This is a genomic window from Pseudalkalibacillus hwajinpoensis (genome assembly GCF_039851965.1).
GTDB classification, from domain to species: Bacteria; Bacillota; Bacilli; order Bacillales; family Guptibacillaceae; genus Guptibacillus; species Guptibacillus hwajinpoensis_E.
In genome coordinates, this window is the sequence record NZ_CP156675.1 from 79,499 (window position 1) to 98,445 (window position 18,947).

An 18,947-nucleotide genomic window follows, 5' to 3' on the forward strand; every position below is an offset into this window, starting at 1 on the left:
TTGATTAAGGGAGGAGTATTGAATGTATACATTAGAACGTGCAACTAATTATATTAGAACAAATAGTAATCAGGTAAAAGATGATTATCGCCATCACTATCACATTATGGCACCTATTGGCTGGATTAATGATCCAAATGGGTTTATCTATTATAGAGGAGAGTATCACTTGTTTTATCAGTACTATCCATACAAGGCTGAATGGGGGCCGATGCATTGGGGTCATGCTAAAAGTAAGGATTTAATCAATTGGGAAACCGCCCCAGTTGCTTTAGCACCAGACCAAACTTATGACAAAGACGGTTGTTTTTCAGGAACGGCAATAGAAAAAGACGGGGAAATGTATCTCATGTACACTGGGCATATCATGGGGGAGAAGGACGAAGATATCAGGCAAGTCCAGTGTATCGCTGTTTCTTCAGACGGCATTAATTTTGAAAAAGTCCAACAGAACCCGGTTATAGCAGAAAACAACCTTCCTAAAAACGCTAATCCTCAAGATTTTAGAGATCCGAAAGTGATTAAAAAAGGTGAGTTTTATTATTCTTTAATTGCTTCCAAAGCGGAATATGGTGGAGGCCAAATCCTTCTTTACAAATCAAGGGATTTACTAGATTGGGTATTCGTCTCTGTCATGTTAAAAGGAGAAGAAGGCGAAGGTATAATGTGGGAATGTCCTGATTTATTTAGCTTGGATGGGAAAGATGTTCTAATTATTTCAGTCGAAGGGTTACCAAAACAGGGAATTAAGTTTCCTAATACCCATTCTGTCATTTCAATCATTGGTAAAATGGATTGGGAAGAAGGGACTTTTCATAAAGAGAAGACGGAGGAGTTAGATTACGGTTTAGATTTCTATGCCCCACAAACCATCACGGATAATAAACATAGGAGGATTATGATCTCTTGGATGCAAATGTGGGGGAGAAATATTCCAACCGAAACAGAAAACCATGGTTGGGCAGGAGCCATGACATTACCAAGAGAACTGTCTATCAAAAATAACCATATCTATCAAAGTCCTATAGCAGAAATTAAAAATTATTATAAAAACAAACAAAGCATAAACAATATTAGATTGAAAGACGACAGTAAAGAATTTATAGAACTATCAGGTGAAGTCTATGCTCTTGAATTAAATTTAAACACAAAGATGGGGAAACGTTTTGAATTAGAAGTACGCTCAAATGAGGAAGAAAGAACGCTAATAGCATACGATTGTGACTCTGATCTGCTTGAGCTAAATCGTAAGAGTAGTGGGGTGGAGATAGTTGGCAAGGAAGACGAGCATGTACATAAACGAGCAGTTTATTGTGATTCGGAGAGAGGTAAATTAAACTTAGAAATTTTTATTGACAAGGCTTCTATTGAAGTGTTTATAAACAAGGGAAAGTTCACTATGACATCTACTATTTATCCAAAGAAAAAGGCAGATAAACTAAAAATTGCCGCTGAAGGAGACATAGAAATTGTCAGTTTAGATAAATGGGACATAGAGGTTTAGCCATGAAAAAAGTTTATACGATAGGAGAGGCCCTTATTGATTTTATCCCTCATGAAATAGGAGTATCAATAAATTGTAGAGAGTTTTAAAAAAACCCCAGGAGGCGCACCTGCCAATGTCGCTGCTACTATTGCAAAACTAGGAGGACAAAGTACTTTTATTGGTCAGGTAGGAGATGATATGTTTGGTTACTACCTAAAAAAGGTGTTAGATGAAAATGGGGTAGATGTGACTCAAATAATTCATACGAGCGAAGCGAATACAGCTTTGGCTTTTGTTTCATTAAAAGAAGGTGGCGAAAGAGAATTTGCTTTCTATCGAAAACCTAGCGCAGATATGCTGTTGGATAGAAAACATATAGAAACAATGGAATTACCAACAACGATATATTACATTTTTGTTCTGTTAGTCTGATTGAGAGCGAAGTTAAATATGCTCATATAGAAGCAATTAAGAGAATAAAGGAACAAAACGGATTGGTAGTTTTTGATCCTAATGTTAGAAAGAATCTTTGGGAGGACAAAGAACTAGCTTATTGGCGCAAGCGATGATGGCTACTTTATGGGGCATGTGCCATATCTGAGAGAAAATTTTCCCACCGGCCTCAGGGGCGAGTGCTTGTATAAGCATTTGCCTCTTATTTTTCATTGGACTATACCAAATGAATAATAAAGATTGCTATAACTACCTGTTTGGTGTAAATTTACAGCTAGAAAGTGAAAATTTCAATGAAAAAGGGTGATGATGGCAATGAAAATGCCTTATATTGCACCAGCTCATGCAAAGTCTTATTGTTAGACTGGCGACACTTTGCATGAGAAAAACACCTGCTGTCGCTTTTACAAGCCGTAACAATAGACTTTGCTACCTTCACTATTTACAGATCACTAAATAGAAGGGGCTGTCTATATGAATTATGTAAAAGCTAATGACGTTTTGCCGGAAGAATTGATTACAGAAATTCAAAAATACGTACAGGGAAAAACGCTGTACATTCCAAAACTTAAAGGAAATTATGAAAAGTGGGGCGAATGTTCCGGAATAAGAGCTTATATAAAGGCACGTAACCTTTCCCTGAAAAAAGACTTTGCTGCCGGAGCAACTTTCGAAAGCCTGATGGAGAAATACTGGCTTTCTGAGGAAACAATTAAAAAAGTGGTTTATTCCACGAAATAATCCAGGAGCTGAAGACCTATGCGTAGATCTTCAGCTTTTTTATGATGAGTTTGTTTCTAAATCAATTTTGGCATAGGGGAGCGCTTCGTTAGGGTTTACACTTAAGATAAATTGAAAGAATGGGAGCGGTTGGAATGCAGCCATTTATTTATCCACATCAATATCATTATTTGAAGAGCCAGGTTTATAAGCTTATTAAAGCGCGTGTCAGTTCCACTGATAAAAATGTAATCAATGCGGTCAAGGGGCTTGTGGAAGACAATATTACCAGCGATTTTGCCCATTGTTCCGCAGAAGAACAGAAAAAATTTGCCAAGGCCGCTTCTGTAAAGGACGAAAGGGAAGCGGAATCTTATTTAGAGGATTTAAAAACATATGTGATTCCATTTAATATTTCTGAAAAAGAAATAAAAAAACTATTTCCTAAGGTGAAAAAATTGAAAATTCCTGACCTCAACCAGTTTGATAAAAGAGAATTGACGTATTTAACTTGGTGGGATGCAGCGACCCATAGGAAATTCATAGTGACGAGAAAGGATGGAAAACCATATGGGGTCGAGGGTACGTTTACGAATAGCTCACAAAAAGGGGTTTGTTCTGTTTGCAATCAATTAGCTCCCGTGGGACTGTTTTTAGTTAAAAAGAAGGGAAAAGAAATAGGAACGTATAAAAAAAAGGGAAATTATATTTGCGCTGAAGGAGACGGATGTAACCAGAACATCACATCTAGCAAAAATCTGGAGGATTTTATAGCCAGGCTAAGCAAATAATGAAGATTTAAAACCAAGGTTCTCTGAAAATTCGTAGCAATGGCTGAAATTTTTTTCAAAAGGTGTGAATCAATAATCGGGGAATATGTGTGGCTAATGAGGTCTTCGCGGCACATGAAAGGTTTTAAGAAAGCAGGGCTGGTTTTCAGTCGGTGTAATTGTTTTTTATTAAGTGGCGCTTTAAATTCTTTTTTAGAAATCTTAGTTCATTCACAATCATTCTGATTTCGATCGTTTTCGATATAGGATACGCTACCATATAACACTCACCTTCATACTTATAGCATATAAAATTAGAGGTGCTGTATGGCAAAAAATGAAGTAACAACTCAAAGTATTATAGCATTAGGTGCTGGAAGTATTGTCATTGGTGCATTGGTTGTATTTATTGGCGAATATTCAAAGCTTCTCCAATTACAGTCAAAATGAAGGGAATTATTACTAATGGATGATTCTTCAAGGTCGTATTAATCAGTCATTAATTTTAGCTGCCCTTCATTTTGGATTACTGTATGGACTTCAATGTCAATTCTTAAGTTTGGATATTGTGTAGATCGCCATTTTTTTAGTTTTTCCTTGGGTATTTGGGTCCGGAAATATTGGCCAACCCCTAAAATATCAGCTTCACTCTCCTGTATTTTAGTAAACATCTCATTGAAGCGATTTGTAAGGAGTGTCTCTAAGGAAGTCCTGATTTCTTTTACAGTAGGGTTTCCTTTGGTCTCTAAGAGGACGACTTTTAAATGAAGCTTGCTGTTCAAGTAAGGCACTTGATCGATGACCTGACTTTTATGATCCATAGAATTTTTAACAATCATGACTGTTGCTTCATCCATGACCTCTACTTTTCCATAGGTGCTTTCCTCATAGAATGCATTGACGAGCAATGTTTCTTCTGTATTGATCTGTTCAACCATCTTGCCCTTCTTAATGACAGCGGAACCAAGGTGTTCAATGATTGTACTATCGCCGGATTTTATTATAGGCAAAGCAACATCTCTCGTATAGGAATGAATACTGCGATAGACTTGCCATACCCTTGTAAGTGCAATTTCCGGGTTCCATCCTGCATTCTTATCAAAAAAATCAAATAGGGTGGTACTCTGGGGTTCTGTAGTATTTTTTAAATTAGAAAAGAACGGCTCAATCTCCTCATCGCTGATCACAACCAAAGCTTTTGGCGATACGTCACGAGACCTCATGAATCCAGAAATGAGGTCCTTAACTCCTTTCTTCGCCAACTCCTTGTCGATTACAATCACTTTTACATGCAGCAAATTGATACTACTTTCCAAATTGGCACTAAGTTTATCGACTGCTTTACTGACTGTTTCTCCGGTTTCTGAAACGATTCTAACCTTCATCGTAGTTGGGCTAGGATCTGGTATTTGCAGATGAACTTTATACTGGTCATCTTCCATGGCAACACCCATTACTATGGGCAAAGAACGATGATTGATATCTTTAGTGTCCCAACACCCGCTTAATAGAAATAAAGCACATAAAATAATTAATATTTTGAGGGAGTTTGTTCTCATGCTCGTCCCTGCCTTCGGAGTCCTATACAATAGATCGATAATGGAACTGTGACTATGACATAAAACCGTAAAAATGAATTTAACCATAACAGCTGCTCAACAATATGCCAATCAGTAATCATCAGGGAAGTGATGAAGATGATAATAGCTAACGTAGCAACACTGAAAATAGGGTTATGCGGAGCCCAGTGATTGAGAATCTGATATGCCATCCACAATAACAGTGAAACTTGAAGCATGATAAACGTAACGAGAGATAAGATGAAGAATATCGTGATCCTCTCGAACATCAGCCAATTGATATAGGTCGAGTCAACGGTCATCATATATGGAAACACAAAAGTTGAAGCAGTCCCATGTCCAAAAGTGAGAACTGGTATATAGACGGCCAAAACAAAAAATGGGATGAGGATTGCTGATGCAATCAGCACTTTTTTTCGCTTATAGGTAAGGTATGGCGCCAAAAATCCGAGAAACAGAAACCCTCCTGTAAAAGCAGAAAAACTTTTCAGATAAGAAGGAGACGTTATGAACTTGAAATCATCGCCGATGAGGGGAAAAAGATATCGCCAATCAACATTTTGAAAGGAAGCAATTAATACAAAAAAAACGATTGGAAAAAACACAAGTGCTAATATGACCCCTGTACGGAAGATCGCTTCAACTCCTTTAGCAGCTAAATACGCTGAAATAAAAAGGAACAATACAATGATGGCCCAGGAGGGAGTATTTGATAGGAAGATGATGGTTATAATTTCGGAATAAGCTCTAACTCCAATGATATCCACCAACAAAAAATAAATAAAAACCGGCAAGAGAAAAAAAGCTGCAAAGCCTTTGCCAGTCTGTGAATAAATATGGATGATGTTCTTTTTCGGGAAAAAGCTAAGTCCCTTCATATAAATCCAAAGAAAGACAAAATGAAAAATGAGCCCAATTATAATCGGTATCCACTGTGCTTCATCGGAGCTGGTAATGATATCGTTGGGGTACAAAAAGAATATGAACCCTAAATGTATCATAATGTACATCAGGAACACATGAAAACTCCTATCCATATTTGGTTCCTTCCTTTTCATAATTTATATGAAGATAAGATATCTCGAATGTTTCAATACTGGCTAGATACGCACTTATCAATACGATACCTCCCAATATCCCCAAAATGCCATAAATGGATGCCAATATAACCAACACATATTTTAAAAAACGTACGGCCAACGTATTTTGTATTCCTACCAATGTCGAATTGGCGATTGTAGTAGCTGCGAGTATGATGATCAGAAGGGTGCTCACCAGTTGTGCTTCCACTACAGCTTGTCCAAGAATGATCCCGCCGACCATTGTGATTGTCGGACCGATAGAACCAGGCAGCCTGACTGATGCCTCAATAATCAATTCCAAAATAATAAGCATCATTAATATCTCAACTAAAGCAGGGTATGGAATGGCTTCTCGACTTTGTGCAATGCTCAACGCAAGCTCTATTCGTAAAACTTCAGGGTTGACTGCCACAAGGGCAACATATAAAGCTGGTAAGATTAATGCTAGCAGAATACCGATGACCCGTACTATTCGTATGGAAGCCATCAAAGGGATGGGATAGTTCCGATCGTTTTCGGTCGCAAACATATCCCACAAAAAACACGGGAGAATAATAGCGAAAGGATAACGATCAATAAACAATGCTACCCTCCCTTTTCTTAAGAAAGGAACCGTTTCTGAAGGAAGCTCTGTCGTATATATTTTGGAAAAGACAGACCATCCTGAAAATCCTAATGTTTTCGCCAAATTTTGCAAGTTATTTATTTCTCGGTCTTGATTCTTTTCAATTACCACCTTTATTCTCTCTACCAACTTTTTATCTACTTGTCCATCAAAATAAAGCATTGAGATTTTCGTTTTCTGATCAGGACCGACTGAAAAGGATTCCGCCCGTATGTTACTAGAGTTGATTTGCTTTCTGATTAGGCCCATGTTCGTCTCGATATCTTCATTGAAAGAACTTAAGGAACCTTGTAGTACATTTTCATTGGTAGGTGGTGCAATAGCCCGATTCAAAATTTTAGGAACAGATTCCATGGTAATGTATGTAGGGTGATTTTTGATGGCAATAAGTAATTTCCCTGTCATTATTGATGAAACTGCTTCTTCTACGTTTTTTTCTTTCACCACACCTATTTCATTTATTAGTTCACTTATCGTTTTTTGGGAGTATATAGCGGTATCTATGTACCTTTGAAGGGTCATTTTGGTTTTGGTAAGATCAATCAACGTCTTGAAACCTATTAGGATTACGGAAACATCAAGGATTTCTTCCTCCTGAAGGAACAAATCATCGCTGTTCCTTAACCTTTCTTTTAGCTCTATTAAGAATTGGTCCATGATACGATGTTCCTTTCCAAAAAGACTATTGTTATGATTGTTTCCTTGTGAAGGCTATTTATACAGGCTAAGGGAATGTGCAATTGGTATTAAATAAACATGGATATAATTACTCGAACGGGCCATATAATTCACATAAATACCTTGAAATCGAGTCTTCAGGCAAAGGGGGCGCACGACAAGTTCTGCTATAAAAGTTTTTCAGCATGAAAGGCAGGAAGTTTATTTGATTAAATTTCAACTTTACAACGGAGGTGGATGATTATGTATATACCTAAACATTTTAAAATGGATGATGAAGAAATAATTTATGATTTTATTGAAAAAAATGGATTTGTAATCTTTTTTTCAGCATAAAGGAGTACCATTTGCTACTCATCTTCCACTGATAAATCTGAAAATGCTTTATATGGTCATTTTGCACGTCCGAATGGACAATGGAAGGATGCTGAAAAACAACAAGTCCTTGCGGTTTTTCATGGCCCCCACTGTTACATTTCACCAACCTGGTACAAAACAACTAAAGCAGTACCTACTTGGAATTATGTATCTATCCATTTATATGGAAAATTGGAAATTGTTGAAGATAGAAAGATTATTTTCGATTCTTTGAATGACATGACTTGGTAACTAAATATGAAACTCCTGATAGTACATACAATTTAAATAATATCGAACCTAGTTTCATCGAAGGAATGAGTAAAAGAATTGTAGCGTTCAGAATAAAAAACTTATTGATCCTAATAGAATGTACAAACAGCAATCCCCCACACTTAAAGTGTGGGGGATTGCATTATTTATATTTAATAAAGGGGAAGGAGTTAGGGGAGACTCCTTGAGTCATTGATTATCATAACAAGCATTATATTCTAAGATTGGATATACAAAAGAAGCAAGGAAACTAATATATGATTTTGCTTTCGAAGAGTTAGATATTGAAGAAATCTATGGACAAGCTTGGGATTTCAATATTAATTCCTGTATTTCAATGGAGAAGAGTGGTTTCAAGTTAGTAAGTTCAGAAAAGAAGTTGTTTCCATACTAATCAGGAAAACCTTGATATCAAAACTACATCACTTTATGATGGATGAAGACTTTAGGGAGGAGTAGACGCGTTGTTTTTCTGGAATGAATGGTTATGATGAACCATGTAACTTAAAAAGGGCGCTTCAGAAGCAGAATAGTTTCCTTTTTTAAAAATAGAAATAAAAACACTTTTGTGGAGTTGTGAACAATGATTTGGGTATATATTGCTTTATTTGTAGTGCCGTTGTTTTTAACATATTCTATCTTTAGCACAATTTATATTCGGAGAAGGAACCTCTGTATTAGTAGAAGGGTAAATAGTCGTAATGCGATTGCTTTAACTTTCGATGATGGGCCAGACCCCATTTATACTAGTCACCTACTCGATATTCTGGCAAAGTACGGTGTAAAGGCTACTTTTTTCGTGGTCGGAAGCAAGGTTGAAAAATATCCTGAACTGGTCAAACGGATGAAATTAGAGGGGCATTCTATAGGAATTCATCATTATTCTCATGTTTCTAGCTGGTTTTTAAGTCCTCTACAATTAAAGAAACAGCTGAACCAATGTCGGTTGATTATTGAGAAGTACACCCAGGAAAAACCGGTATATTATCGTCCGCCTTGGGGTCATTTTAATTTATTCGCACTGCTTATAGCGAAAGAATATGAAGTGGTCTTGTGGTCGCATATCTTTCAGGACTGGAAAGTGAAAAAAAGTGGGGATTTGATTCGTCGGATGAAGACGGTGGATAGGGACGGGTCCATTTTCGTTCTTCATGATAGTGGAACTACATTTGGTGCCGATGAAAGAGCACCCTATTATATGATAGAATCTTTAGATGAATTCCTTGCATATGCATTGGGAAAACAAATCAGATTCACTTTATTGGAAGGGAATTTGACTTCGAAGGAGCAGACAGGAAGTGGGCAGTGAAGAGCTTATCCAGTACATCTTGAGCTATGGTTATTTTATCATTTTCCTGTTTCTCTTCTTCGGTATAGTGGGAATACCAGCACCAGAAGAATCACTTCTGTTTTTAGTGGGACTGTTGGCATCAAATGAGCAGTTAATGCTTTCTTTGACTTTGGTATGTACATTCCTTGGTGTCTATTCTGGAATGGTTACGGGATTCTATGGTGGAAGATTCATTGGCTCACCACTTATAGAGCGATACGGAAGATGGATTGGATTAACGAAAGATAGGGTTCAAAAGTATGAAACCGTATTTAAGAAGCATTCAACTAAAACCTTATTGTTGGGTATTTTTTTGCCGGGTCTACGACAATTGATTCCTTATCTGGCAGGGATTTTCGGTACCTCGCACGTGAGATTTTTATCCTTTACAATCGCAGGTTCAGCAATTTGGACGATTTCGTATGTTTTATTAGGTTATTGGCTTGGAACCACTCTTTCCATTGACCCATCCTATGTTCCATATGCAGGAGTCGGATTATTATTGATTTTCATCCTTACGACTGTTTGGGGATACGTTAAAAAGAAAAGAGAGAGGTAATTGGAATGAAGATTGTTATTCTATCCATGTTCAGTGTTCCAACCGGTCACACTAAAGTAGCTGAGGTCCTCCGAAACAGCTTAAGTCAGGAATACCCGAACGCTGAAATAAAAATTATTGATTTCCTAACTTTTTCGAGTTCTCTTCTGGAAAAAATGGTTTCCAATATATATTATAAGTGGATTAGAGAGTCGCCGGAAAGTTACAAAAGCTTTTACCAAAAGGTGATGATGAAGGAAAGCGATCAGAGTGTTTTTTTGAAGAGTATTTCAAGGTTTTCCCCTTACTTTGAAAATAAAGTGTTGACGTTAGTAAAGAATGAAAAACCTTCCTTGCTGATGTGTACACATTCCTTTCCTTCGAGAATCATTGGAAAGATAAAGTCACAATCCAATAATCTTACATGTAAAACAGTGAATGTTTATACGGATTTTTTTGTTAACGATGTGTGGGAAAAAGAACAAATCGATTATCACTTAGTGTCGACTGAGCAGGTAAAGCAAAAATTAGTTACAGAGCATCGGATTTCACCGGATCGAGTGTATTACACCGGGATCCCTGTATCTGAAGTGTTTAAACGAAAAAATCCTTCTCTTCCTCTTCAACGGAAAGGTCGAAAGCATGTTTTGGTAGCCGGTGGGAATAGTGGATTATGTATGGGGAAGAATGTTTTCAGGGATTTTTCCGAATCCAAACATCTACAGTTCTCAGTACTATGCGGTCATAATCATCGGTTGTACCGTTCACTGCTTGAGAAGCCCAATATTACTCCGTACATGTATATAGAAGATCTGGAAAGACTGAATGACATTTATGACTCAGTTGATTGTATTATTACAAAACCAGGTGGGGTAACGATAAGTGAGGTCCTCCATAAACAAATTCCGGTCTTTATTTTTGCGTATCTTCCCGGGCAAGAAGAATTTAATTTAACGTACCTTTTAGAGCGAAATCTCGTATTTCATTTTGATGAGAAAGAGCCATTTTCTTCTTTAGAGGAAATACTTTATGATCCCAATGAGGTGCAACGAAAAGTAGAAGGTGTGGAGCGATATTTATCCTCACTACAATACGGTTTACCAGAAGTATGGAAAAAAATCCAGGTAAATACCCGACAAAAATTCAATATGAACCCAGTAGATCAAAAGCCAAGTAGCGAGATATTCCTATCAGGTTAAGGATCTCATTGAGAATTCTATATGCACACAGCAATCCCCCACACTTTAAAGTGTGGGGGATTGTATTATTTATATTTAATCAAGGGGGAAGGAGTTGGGGGAAACTCCTTGAGTCATAGATTATCATAACAAGCATTATATTCTAAGATTATGGGAGGGTTTTGACAATTTAGCATTTATTGACCTAATAAAATGCTTTGTTTTAACAAATCTTGTTTGAAAATGATGGGGAACATAGAATAATTTCTTGTGAAAGTGAAGCTAAATTGAAATAATTGGTATTAAGCAATCGGGGAGTGTGGAAGACTCAGTTTCGAAATAACCATAAAAACCCTTTACAAAACGAGCATTCCATTCTATGATAAATCGTAATTGTTACTATTTGCTTCAAAACCTCCTATGCGGAAACATCAAATCTCTTTTTCTAAAAAGGGGAGCCCTATGCTTGCACTAAGAGGAGCGCTGGGGTCGCTTTATCTGTTTAGCCTATTTCTTTACCATTGCTCATATTCCTCTGGGGGATGCCAGCATACTGGCGCATATGTCACCTTTCTTCGCTTTTTTGTTTTCCATGGTTATGAAAGAAAAAGTGAGCAAACAGACCGTCTTGTACCTGCCTTTGTTTATCATTGGTGCCATTATCCTGATCGATCTGTTCCAGTTTGACAGCTATACGGTTTATGCATGGGCTGGAGTCGTGAGCGCCATGCTTGCTGGAGGTGCAGCTACAAGTATCCGATATTTGAGCCGCTCGCATCATACATACGAAATCGTTTTTTGCTTTCTGGCTACAGGAACTATTGTCGCTCTTCCTCTTATGTGGATGAATATGTCCTCCCTTCTGCTGATGGGTGGTTTTATCTGCTTGGAGTAGGGATTGTATCATTGATCGGACAATTTGCCTGGACGAATGCCTTCACTCATGAAAGGGTCCTAGTCGCTTTGACTCGAAGGAAGGAAAAGACGAAAGGTAAAAAAGCGGCATAGAAGGGCTAGTACACATATTTTTAAATAGTAATGATTACGAAAAAGAGAGGAAGAAATCAATGAAATGTTTAATACGCAATTTTATGTTTTTAGTACTCGTATTATTTTTGGCGGCATGTAATGGAGAGAGTGAAAGTACTTCCAATGAAGGAACAAAAGAGGAGGCTTCCGGAGGAGATAAATCGTTGACAATGCTGTTCAGCTTTGCTTCTGACTCTTTGGACCCCCATCAGGATGCGATAGGAGTTCGGGCAGGGATTACTGAAACGCTGTTGAAGATTGATGAAAATTTAGAAATACAACCATGGCTGGCAGAAGATTGGAAACAAGTAGATGAAACGACTTGGGAGTTTGATATTCGTGACGGTGTAACCTTCCATGATGGTTCAAAAGTGGATGGAAAAGCGGTGAAAGCCTCTTTTGAACGAGTGATAAAAGAAAACGATGCGATGGATGCTGCCTTAAAAATAGATTCCATCGAAGCGGATGGACAAAAGGTGACGTTCACAACCCGGGAACCTCATCCGATTTTTATCAGTGAACTCATTCACACTCATGCTTCAGTAATTAAGGCAGACGAAGATCAAATTGCTGAAAAGCCGATCGGAACGGGACCATTTACAGTAGCTGATTTTACCCCGGGAAGTGAAATCAACCTGGAACGTTATGACGATTATTGGGACGGGGCGGCAAAGCTTGATGAGGTAACCATCCGTTTCAATTCTGATGCAAGCGTCCGAGCATTAAGTCTACAATCGGGCGAAGCAGATATTGCCTATCACTTGCCTCCAGAAGGCTTGGATTCAATCGAGTCGAATTCTGAACTGAAGGTAGAATCTGTACCGAGTATACGTACTCATTTCTTCCTCTATAATCAACAGAACGAAAAATTGAAAGATCAAAAGGTCCGTAAAGCGCTGGACATGCTGATCAATCGTAAGGTGATGGTCGAGGAAATCATGAACAATCATGCCACAGAAGCTGCAGGGCCTTTCAATCCTGATTTTCCTTTTGCTGGAGAGGAAGAATCCGTGGAGTACGATCCAAAACAAGCAGAAGCTTTGTTGAAAGAAGCCGGTTATGAGAGAAATGAACAAGGCATGATGGAAAAAGATGGCGAACCGTTATCACTGAAAATTGCCACCTATGTCGCTAGACCTGAACTGCCGCTTATGGCTCAATACTTTCAAGCAGAAGCAGGCAAAATAGGCGTTGATGTAGAGATTATGAAGATTGAAAATATCGACAGTTATTTACATGAAAAACAAGAGGCGTGGGATCTCGTCACATACAGCAATTTGACAGCGCCCCGAGGGGATGGCGGTTATTTCTTGAATGTTGCTTATCTGCCGGACGGATCCTTGAATCCTGGACAAATAAATATTTCTAGGATTAATGAGCTCACAGAGCAATTGAATGGAACAGCTGACCCTGAACAAAGAACAGCCCTCCAAAAAGAAGCCGTGGCTATCATCAATGAGGAAGTCCCTCACTCATTCGTTATGCATCCGCATATTATCGTTGGTGTCCACGATCGAGTGAAAAACTGGACACCTGGTTCAGAAGAAAATTACCTAATCACCAATGAAATGGATGTAGAGTAAAGATCCGAGTGGGAGTGTTTGCAGACGCTCTCACTTTCCTGTTTATAGAAAGGAGGAAGTGTGATGGGAATGGCGAGACAAGTGTTTCGGATAGTAGGAAAAAGGATCTTTCAATTGGTTCTTACCATTCTTATTTTGTCCTTTGTTACATTTCTTATGATGAAATTGACCCCGGGAGACCCGGTACGTACGATTTTGAAAGTTGAGGATATGGAGACCTCTGTGGCAGACGAAGAGGAGCTCCGTGAAGCGTATGGCTTCAATGATCCTCTCCCTATCCAATATGGACAGTGGTTATGGAAGGCAGCTCAGGGGGACCTCGGTGCATCGTTTATCACCAAACGACCGGTCCTGGATATGTTGATGAGCCGTCTGCCGGCTACGCTAGGGTTGACGTTTGGCGGGTTGTTAGTCCTTTTTGTCATTGTGTTGCCTCTCGGGATCATTGGTGCTGTTTACAAAGACCGCTGGCCGGATACGCTTAGTAAATGGTTCGCTTTAGCGGGAGCTTCTATCCCTAGTTTTTGGCTCGGACTTTTATTGATTCATTGGTTTTCATTGGAACTTGGTCTCCTTCCCGTCATGGGTACAGGGACATGGGCTCACTTTGTCCTTCCTTCTGTTACTTTAGGTGTAGCGATGGCCCCGATGTACATTCGCTTACTTCGGGAAAGACTCATTCAAACGATGAACAGTCCTTACATTGAAGCAGCGGCAGCAAGGGGAGTGAAAAGAGGACGTATTCTTATCCGCCATGTTTTAAGAGGCAGTTTGATGTCAGTTGTGACCCTCTTCGGGTTAAGTGTCGGAGGATTATTGGGGGGAGTGACCGTTGTTGAAATTCTTTTTTCCTGGCCGGGCATGGGGGAGTTGATCGTTCAGGCAGTTTCCCAACGAGATTACCCGGTGGTCCAAGGATACATCTTGATTATTGGTGTGATCGTCATTGTTGTCAATCTCCTTGTGGATTTGCTTTACACTTTACTTAACCCAGAAATTCGCTACGGAAAGGAGGAAGGATGATGGAGGGAGTATTAAATACGGGGGTACCTGGTAGTAAGAAAAACAACCGGGGACTTCTATTCGGGTTGTTGCTTTTCGTTGGACTGATGGTGACGATTGGTTTCGGGTCCTTCTTGACGCCACATGATCCGTTCGCGATTGACATGGGTAACCGGCTTCAAAACCAGTCCTTCACTCACTGGTTGGGGACCGATCAACTCGGAAGGGATGTTTTCTCAAGAATCATTTACGGGGCAAAAATTACGGTCGGCTTAGGTGCGTTAACCGTTCTGTTTTCATTATTGATCGGAGTCCCACTGGGATTGTGGTCTGGTTACACTGGCGGAAAAATAGATCAAGGATTAATGAGAATCGTCGATGGTATTCTTGCCTTTCCTGATTTTATTCTTGCGATAGCCATTGCCGGCATCCTTGGACCTAGTCTAACGAATATCATCATTGCCTTAGTTTTAGTGAAGTGGATCACTTATGCGCGTATGGTAAGAAGCCTTGTTCTGGCAGAAAAGGAAAAAGAGTACGTAATAGCAGCGAAGATTGCTCATTCTGGTACGCTGAAAACGATTCGGATGCACCTGCTTCCACATATCCTTCCAGACATCACCGCCATGGCAGCGATTGATATCGGAAAAGTTATTCTTATGATTTCGGCACTATCTTACATAGGGTTAGGAGCGCAGCCGCCAATTCCCGAGTGGGGTGCGATGCTGAACGAAGGCCGTGGATACTTTCAAACCCTGCCAGAATTAATGATTTATCCCGGAGCAGCCATCATGATCACTGTGCTCTGTTTTAATCTAATCGGTGATGGTTTGAACCGCCATTTTGATAGAAGCCAAAGGGGGCATAAAAAATGAGTGAACCAATTCTGTCTATCGAAAACCTTTGCATCAAAAGCGATCGTTCCCTCATTCGTAATCTTTCCATGTCCGTCCATGAAGGCGAGATCGTTGGTCTTATTGGAGAGAGTGGAAGTGGGAAAAGTTTGTCGGCAAGGGCTGTTCTTGATCTGCTTCCTAAAGGAGTAAACATGGAGTCAGGGTCGATCCACTATTTCGGACAGAATCTTTCCAAACTTGGAAAAAGAAAAAGACGTTCGTTGGCTGGAAGTGAGATGGCTATGATCTTTCAAGATTACCGAGGCAGCTTTACCCCTTATATTAAAATGGGCAAGCAAATGATAGAAGCCATCCGTTCCCACCAGAAAATGAGTAAAAAGGAAGCAAAAGAGAGGGTCCTTCGTGCATTGGAGGAGATGAATCTTTCTCCGGAACGTATATTCTCCAGTTATCCTTTTCAATTGAGCGGCGGACAAGTTCAACGGGCTGCGATTGCCACAGTAAGGTTGCTTACCCCCTCGCTTATTTTATGTGATGAAGTCACGACTGCTCTAGATGTCATTAGTGGAGAAATAGTCATGGATGATTTGGAGAAAACGTGTAAAGAAACGGGAAGCGCTTTGCTTTTGATCACCCATGATTTAAGTGAAGCCTTCCGGAGAGCTGACCGTATTTACGTCATGCACAAAGGAGAAATTGTAGAACAAGGACCCACGGATAAAATAAAAGAATATCCCAGTCACCCTTACACCAAAAAGCTTTTTTCTTCCCTCTTGAGTCTCCCGGTGAACGTGGAAGCGGAAAGGAGGAGAGTCCTTTAGATATGGAAAGATTAGAAATGAACCATGTATCAAAGTGTTTTAAACATGTGAACGCCCTGGATGATGTGTCTCTGCGCCTTGAAAAAGGTGAATGTCTCGGGGTGCTAGGGGAGAGCGGCAGTGGAAAAAGTACGCTTGCTAAACTTCTATTAGGCATAGATACGGCCACCTGTGGACAAATCCTTATGGATGGAAAACCGCTCAACCTTAAAAAACGTGATACTGTAAGGAACTTTAGAAAAGAAGTGCAAATGGTTTTTCAGGATGCGACAAGCTCCTTAAACCCGAAACTTCCGTTGTGGAAATCCATACTGGAACCGCTGAGTAATTTCAAGGAAATCACGCCATCGTACATGAAACACGAGAAGAGTGGGGAAAAGGAAACGGCCGCTGATCTTCTTTCCTTGTTTGGAATGGAAAGGGAGATGATTGAACGTTATCCTGACGAGCTTAGCGGCGGACAGAAACAAAGGGCGGTAGTGGCTAGAGCTTTAAGTATTGAACCGTCTTTTTTAGTTTGTGATGAACCGACTTCAAGTCTTGATGTCACGGTCCAATTGGATCTTTTACACTTGCTGAAAGAAAAACAGCAAGAACAGCGTATGGGTCTCTTGTTTATCTCCCATGACGTGAAAGCGGTCGTTTTTTTATGCGATAGAATTGTAGTAATGAAAAACGGCAAGGTTGTGGATGAATGTAAACGGAGCGAGTTATATTCAGAAGATCGACACCCTTATACGAAAGCACTTATAAAGGCAGCTCGTTGAAAGAGTTTCCTATGATGTTCACTATGGAATCGGTGCCTTTCCCCCCACTCCGTTATTCCTTTATTATTGTAGGGATCAGGCACTGAAATATGTATAAATTGCTTCCTAACTAATACCTGCCACTCTCAGCTCTCCCTTCAGGTAGAATGAGGGTGGCCGGTATGATTTATGGCTCAACCATTGCAATATCCTTTTAAACTCTGTTCTTCTCTTTCAATGTTTTTAGAAGAGAAAGAGCGAACCATATTGTAAACAAAACAACTACTATAGAAAAAAAGTTTACTAAAAAATTCAGTTCCTTTATTGGCGCCTATTTATGTAAGAGAGTCATTGTTCCAAAAAACGGAATCATGGTTGATGGGTTCAGAAGGATCTTTATCCTTATACAAAAGCCCTTATCGAAGCAGCTTCGATTGAATAAGTTATATAATAAAGTAGGAGGGTTTTACGAATTGGCACTAGAATCAAAGACCTTACATAGCACTACATCCTTTAGCCATAGGGAGTATTTAGTGATAGCCCTTCCGCTTATTATATCAGGCATTTCTACACCCATTTTAGGGGCTGTTGATACAGCAGTAGTTGGAAGAATTCCTGATCCTGCTTCTATTGGTGGAGTTGCTGTGGGGGCTGTTATCTTTAATACGATGTATTGGCTGCTTGGATTCCTTCGAGTGAGCACAAGTGGATTTACTGCTCAGGCAGAAGGCGCGAAAAATCAAAATGAAATGATCCTATCCTTACTTAGGCCAATGATTTTAGCTATCTTGTTTGGTATGTTCTTTATCATTTTAAAAGGCCCCATCTCAACCATTGCCTTATCATTAATTGGAGGAAGTGAAGAGGTATCATCTTTCGCTTCCACCTATTTTTCTATTAGAATTTGGGGAGCGCCATTTATTCTACTAAGCTATGTCATTATTGGTTGGCTTATTGGGATGGGAAAGGTTCGCTTAGCTTTAGCTACTCAAATATGGATGAATGTTTCAAACATTATTTTGGATCTTGTTTTTGTTTTAGAGTTAGGAATGGGAGTTAAGGGCGTTGCCTATGCTACTCTTATCGCTGAGGTTAGTGCTGTGGTTTTAGGGACATGGCTTCTGTATTTGACAAATAAAGAGAGAATAGCTCATATTAAGTTATCCATGTTACTAGAAAAAGAACCCATTCTAAAGATGATGAAAATGAACAGAGATTTATTTCTACGGACTTTATGCTTGCTTACTATGACCATATTGTTTACTTCTATTGGTGCAAGTATGGGCGAAGTGACGTTAGCAGCAAATGCCATCTTATTACAAATTCAATATATTATCGCTTATTTATTTGGTGGCTTCGCGAATGCTTCAAGTATCTTGGTTGGTAGAGGTATAGGTAAATCAAATTTGTTTCTTTATAAGCGTGCGTTTACTCTCTCCGCTCAGTGGGGATTTGCTTCGGCGATACTCTTGAGTTTAAGTGTATTTATTTTTGGTGAGAGTATAGTCTCCTTATTTACGACAATTACAGAAGTGAAAGCAGTGTCAGAGGATTTCCTAGTGTGGATGCTTGTGTTTCCAATCGTTGGTTTCTGGGGTTTGCAGCTAGAAGGAATCTTTTCTGGTGCTACTGAAGCGAAATCGATTAGGGATTCCATTGCTTTAGCATTGATTGTCTTTATAATGGCGCTTTGGTTGTTTATCCCCCTATATCAAAATCATGGATTATGGCTTGCGTTTATCGCATTTAGTTTATCTCGATCCTTATTTTTATCGTTATTTGTTCCAAAATTAACTCGTGAAAAATTTATAAGCATCAATTAACTGGGATGCCGCTTTA

The 18,947-nt window shown here is 39.3% G+C and carries 19 protein-coding genes and 1 pseudogene; 17 read left to right on the plus strand and 3 right to left on the minus strand.

The features are described from left to right. Positions 1-22: 22 nt before the first annotated feature. From ABFG93_RS21525 to ABFG93_RS21545, 5 genes are all read left to right on the plus strand, one after another. Positions 23-1,504 carry a glycoside hydrolase family 32 protein gene (locus tag ABFG93_RS21525; protein ID WP_347553156.1) on the plus strand — a complete coding sequence of 494 codons (1,482 nt, stop codon included), beginning with the start codon at positions 23-25 and terminating at the stop codon, positions 1,502-1,504. A 72-nt stretch (positions 1,505-1,576) separates the two neighbouring features. Further along, positions 1,577-1,918 (plus strand): PfkB family carbohydrate kinase, encoded by a 342-nt coding sequence (locus tag ABFG93_RS21530; RefSeq protein WP_347553230.1) that lies wholly within the window; start codon positions 1,577-1,579, stop codon positions 1,916-1,918. Positions 1,919-2,413: 495 nt separating this feature from the next. Then, entirely contained in the window at positions 2,414-2,680 is a 267-nt protein-coding gene (locus ABFG93_RS21535; RefSeq protein ID WP_347553157.1) for a CD3324 family protein, read from the plus strand. A 134-nt stretch (positions 2,681-2,814) separates the two neighbouring features. Beyond that, on the plus strand, positions 2,815-3,450 hold the full coding sequence (locus ABFG93_RS21540) for a FusB/FusC family EF-G-binding protein (protein WP_347553158.1): 636 nt from the start codon (positions 2,815-2,817) through the stop codon (positions 3,448-3,450). Between the two features lie 306 nt (positions 3,451-3,756). Then, positions 3,757-3,879 carry a hypothetical protein gene (locus ABFG93_RS21545; RefSeq protein ID WP_347553159.1) on the plus strand — a complete coding sequence of 41 codons (123 nt, stop codon included), beginning with the start codon at positions 3,757-3,759 and terminating at the stop codon, positions 3,877-3,879. A gap of 38 nt (positions 3,880-3,917) precedes the next feature. Here the strand turns inward: ABFG93_RS21545 and ABFG93_RS21550 are convergent, their stop codons facing one another. The 3 genes from ABFG93_RS21550 to ABFG93_RS21560 are packed head-to-tail and all read right to left on the minus strand — an operon-like array spanning position 3,918 to position 7,373. Beyond that, entirely contained in the window at positions 3,918-4,988 is a 1,071-nt protein-coding gene (locus tag ABFG93_RS21550; RefSeq protein ID WP_347553160.1) for a Ger(x)C family spore germination protein, read from the minus strand. After that, a complete protein-coding gene (locus tag ABFG93_RS21555; protein ID WP_347553161.1) occupies positions 4,985-6,046 on the minus strand; it encodes a GerAB/ArcD/ProY family transporter in 1,062 nt (353 codons plus the stop codon). The genes ABFG93_RS21550 and ABFG93_RS21555 overlap by 4 nt, the downstream gene beginning before the upstream one ends. Next, positions 6,039-7,373, minus strand: coding sequence for a spore germination protein (locus tag ABFG93_RS21560; RefSeq protein WP_347553162.1), 1,335 nt, complete (start codon positions 7,371-7,373; stop codon positions 6,039-6,041). Before ABFG93_RS21560 ends, ABFG93_RS21555 begins: the two co-directional genes overlap by 8 nt. 264 nt (positions 7,374-7,637) lie before the next feature. Here ABFG93_RS21560 and ABFG93_RS21565 point away from each other — a divergent pair. The 12 genes and pseudogenes from ABFG93_RS21565 to ABFG93_RS21620 form a co-directional block, all read left to right on the plus strand. Beyond that, positions 7,638-8,101, plus strand: a pseudogene (locus ABFG93_RS21565) (FMN-binding negative transcriptional regulator); the annotation flags it as partial. 146 nt (positions 8,102-8,247) lie between these two features. Continuing rightward, positions 8,248-8,418 (plus strand): GNAT family N-acetyltransferase, encoded by a 171-nt coding sequence (locus ABFG93_RS21570; protein ID WP_347553231.1) that lies wholly within the window; start codon positions 8,248-8,250, stop codon positions 8,416-8,418. Positions 8,419-8,607: 189 nt separating this feature from the next. Continuing rightward, positions 8,608-9,333 (plus strand): polysaccharide deacetylase family protein, encoded by a 726-nt coding sequence (locus tag ABFG93_RS21575; protein ID WP_347553163.1) that lies wholly within the window; start codon positions 8,608-8,610, stop codon positions 9,331-9,333. Continuing rightward, positions 9,323-9,913, plus strand: a complete 591-nt coding sequence (locus ABFG93_RS21580; RefSeq protein WP_347553164.1) for a DedA family protein — start codon at positions 9,323-9,325, stop codon at positions 9,911-9,913. Before ABFG93_RS21575 ends, ABFG93_RS21580 begins: the two co-directional genes overlap by 11 nt. A gap of 5 nt (positions 9,914-9,918) precedes the next feature. Continuing rightward, positions 9,919-11,091 carry an MGDG synthase family glycosyltransferase gene (locus ABFG93_RS21585; RefSeq protein ID WP_347553165.1) on the plus strand — a complete coding sequence of 391 codons (1,173 nt, stop codon included), beginning with the start codon at positions 9,919-9,921 and terminating at the stop codon, positions 11,089-11,091. 541 nt (positions 11,092-11,632) lie between these two features. Continuing rightward, positions 11,633-11,965: a hypothetical protein gene (locus tag ABFG93_RS21590; RefSeq protein ID WP_347553166.1), complete on the plus strand. Its 333-nt coding sequence runs from the start codon at positions 11,633-11,635 to the stop codon at positions 11,963-11,965. Positions 11,966-12,137: 172 nt separating this feature from the next. Next, positions 12,138-13,682, plus strand: coding sequence for a nickel ABC transporter substrate-binding protein (gene nikA / locus ABFG93_RS21595; RefSeq protein ID WP_347553167.1), 1,545 nt, complete (start codon positions 12,138-12,140; stop codon positions 13,680-13,682). A 63-nt stretch (positions 13,683-13,745) separates the two neighbouring features. Then, positions 13,746-14,705 (plus strand): nickel ABC transporter permease, encoded by a 960-nt coding sequence (gene nikB / locus ABFG93_RS21600; protein WP_347553168.1) that lies wholly within the window; start codon positions 13,746-13,748, stop codon positions 14,703-14,705. Further along, complete coding sequence (gene nikC, locus ABFG93_RS21605) at positions 14,705-15,559, plus strand: nickel transporter permease (RefSeq protein ID WP_431522112.1); 855 nt, start codon at positions 14,705-14,707, stop codon at positions 15,557-15,559. The genes nikB and nikC overlap by 1 nt, the downstream gene beginning before the upstream one ends. Then, on the plus strand, positions 15,556-16,362 hold the full coding sequence (locus ABFG93_RS21610) for an ABC transporter ATP-binding protein (protein ID WP_347553170.1): 807 nt from the start codon (positions 15,556-15,558) through the stop codon (positions 16,360-16,362). Before nikC ends, ABFG93_RS21610 begins: the two co-directional genes overlap by 4 nt. 2 nt (positions 16,363-16,364) lie before the next feature. After that, positions 16,365-17,129 carry an ABC transporter ATP-binding protein gene (locus tag ABFG93_RS21615; RefSeq protein WP_347553171.1) on the plus strand — a complete coding sequence of 255 codons (765 nt, stop codon included), beginning with the start codon at positions 16,365-16,367 and terminating at the stop codon, positions 17,127-17,129. Between the two features lie 413 nt (positions 17,130-17,542). Then, on the plus strand, positions 17,543-18,931 hold the full coding sequence (locus ABFG93_RS21620) for an MATE family efflux transporter (protein WP_347553172.1): 1,389 nt from the start codon (positions 17,543-17,545) through the stop codon (positions 18,929-18,931). Positions 18,932-18,947: the final 16 nt, after the last annotated feature.

Bases quoted from the DNA above. Each gene is read 5' to 3' on its own strand.
- ABFG93_RS21525 (WP_347553156.1), top strand. From the start codon at position 23: ATGTATACATTAGAACGTGCAACTAATTATATTAGAACAAATAGTAAT.
- ABFG93_RS21535 (WP_347553157.1), top strand. From the start codon at position 2,414: ATGAATTATGTAAAAGCTAATGACGTTTTGCCGGAAGAATTGATTACA.
- ABFG93_RS21540 (WP_347553158.1), top strand. From the start codon at position 2,815: ATGCAGCCATTTATTTATCCACATCAATATCATTATTTGAAGAGCCAG.
- ABFG93_RS21545 (WP_347553159.1), top strand. From the start codon at position 3,757: ATGGCAAAAAATGAAGTAACAACTCAAAGTATTATAGCATTAGGTGCT.
- ABFG93_RS21550 (WP_347553160.1), bottom strand. From the start codon at position 4,988: ATGAGAACAAACTCCCTCAAAATATTAATTATTTTATGTGCTTTATTT.
- ABFG93_RS21555 (WP_347553161.1), bottom strand. From the start codon at position 6,046: ATGGATAGGAGTTTTCATGTGTTCCTGATGTACATTATGATACATTTA.
- ABFG93_RS21560 (WP_347553162.1), bottom strand. From the start codon at position 7,373: ATGGACCAATTCTTAATAGAGCTAAAAGAAAGGTTAAGGAACAGCGAT.
- ABFG93_RS21575 (WP_347553163.1), top strand. From the start codon at position 8,608: ATGATTTGGGTATATATTGCTTTATTTGTAGTGCCGTTGTTTTTAACA.
- ABFG93_RS21585 (WP_347553165.1), top strand. From the start codon at position 9,919: ATGAAGATTGTTATTCTATCCATGTTCAGTGTTCCAACCGGTCACACT.
- ABFG93_RS21590 (WP_347553166.1), top strand. From the start codon at position 11,633: ATGTCACCTTTCTTCGCTTTTTTGTTTTCCATGGTTATGAAAGAAAAA.
- nikA (WP_347553167.1), top strand. From the start codon at position 12,138: ATGAAATGTTTAATACGCAATTTTATGTTTTTAGTACTCGTATTATTT.
- nikB (WP_347553168.1), top strand. From the start codon at position 13,746: ATGGGAATGGCGAGACAAGTGTTTCGGATAGTAGGAAAAAGGATCTTT.
- nikC (WP_431522112.1), top strand. From the start codon at position 14,705: ATGGAGGGAGTATTAAATACGGGGGTACCTGGTAGTAAGAAAAACAAC.
- ABFG93_RS21610 (WP_347553170.1), top strand. From the start codon at position 15,556: ATGAGTGAACCAATTCTGTCTATCGAAAACCTTTGCATCAAAAGCGAT.
- ABFG93_RS21615 (WP_347553171.1), top strand. From the start codon at position 16,365: ATGGAAAGATTAGAAATGAACCATGTATCAAAGTGTTTTAAACATGTG.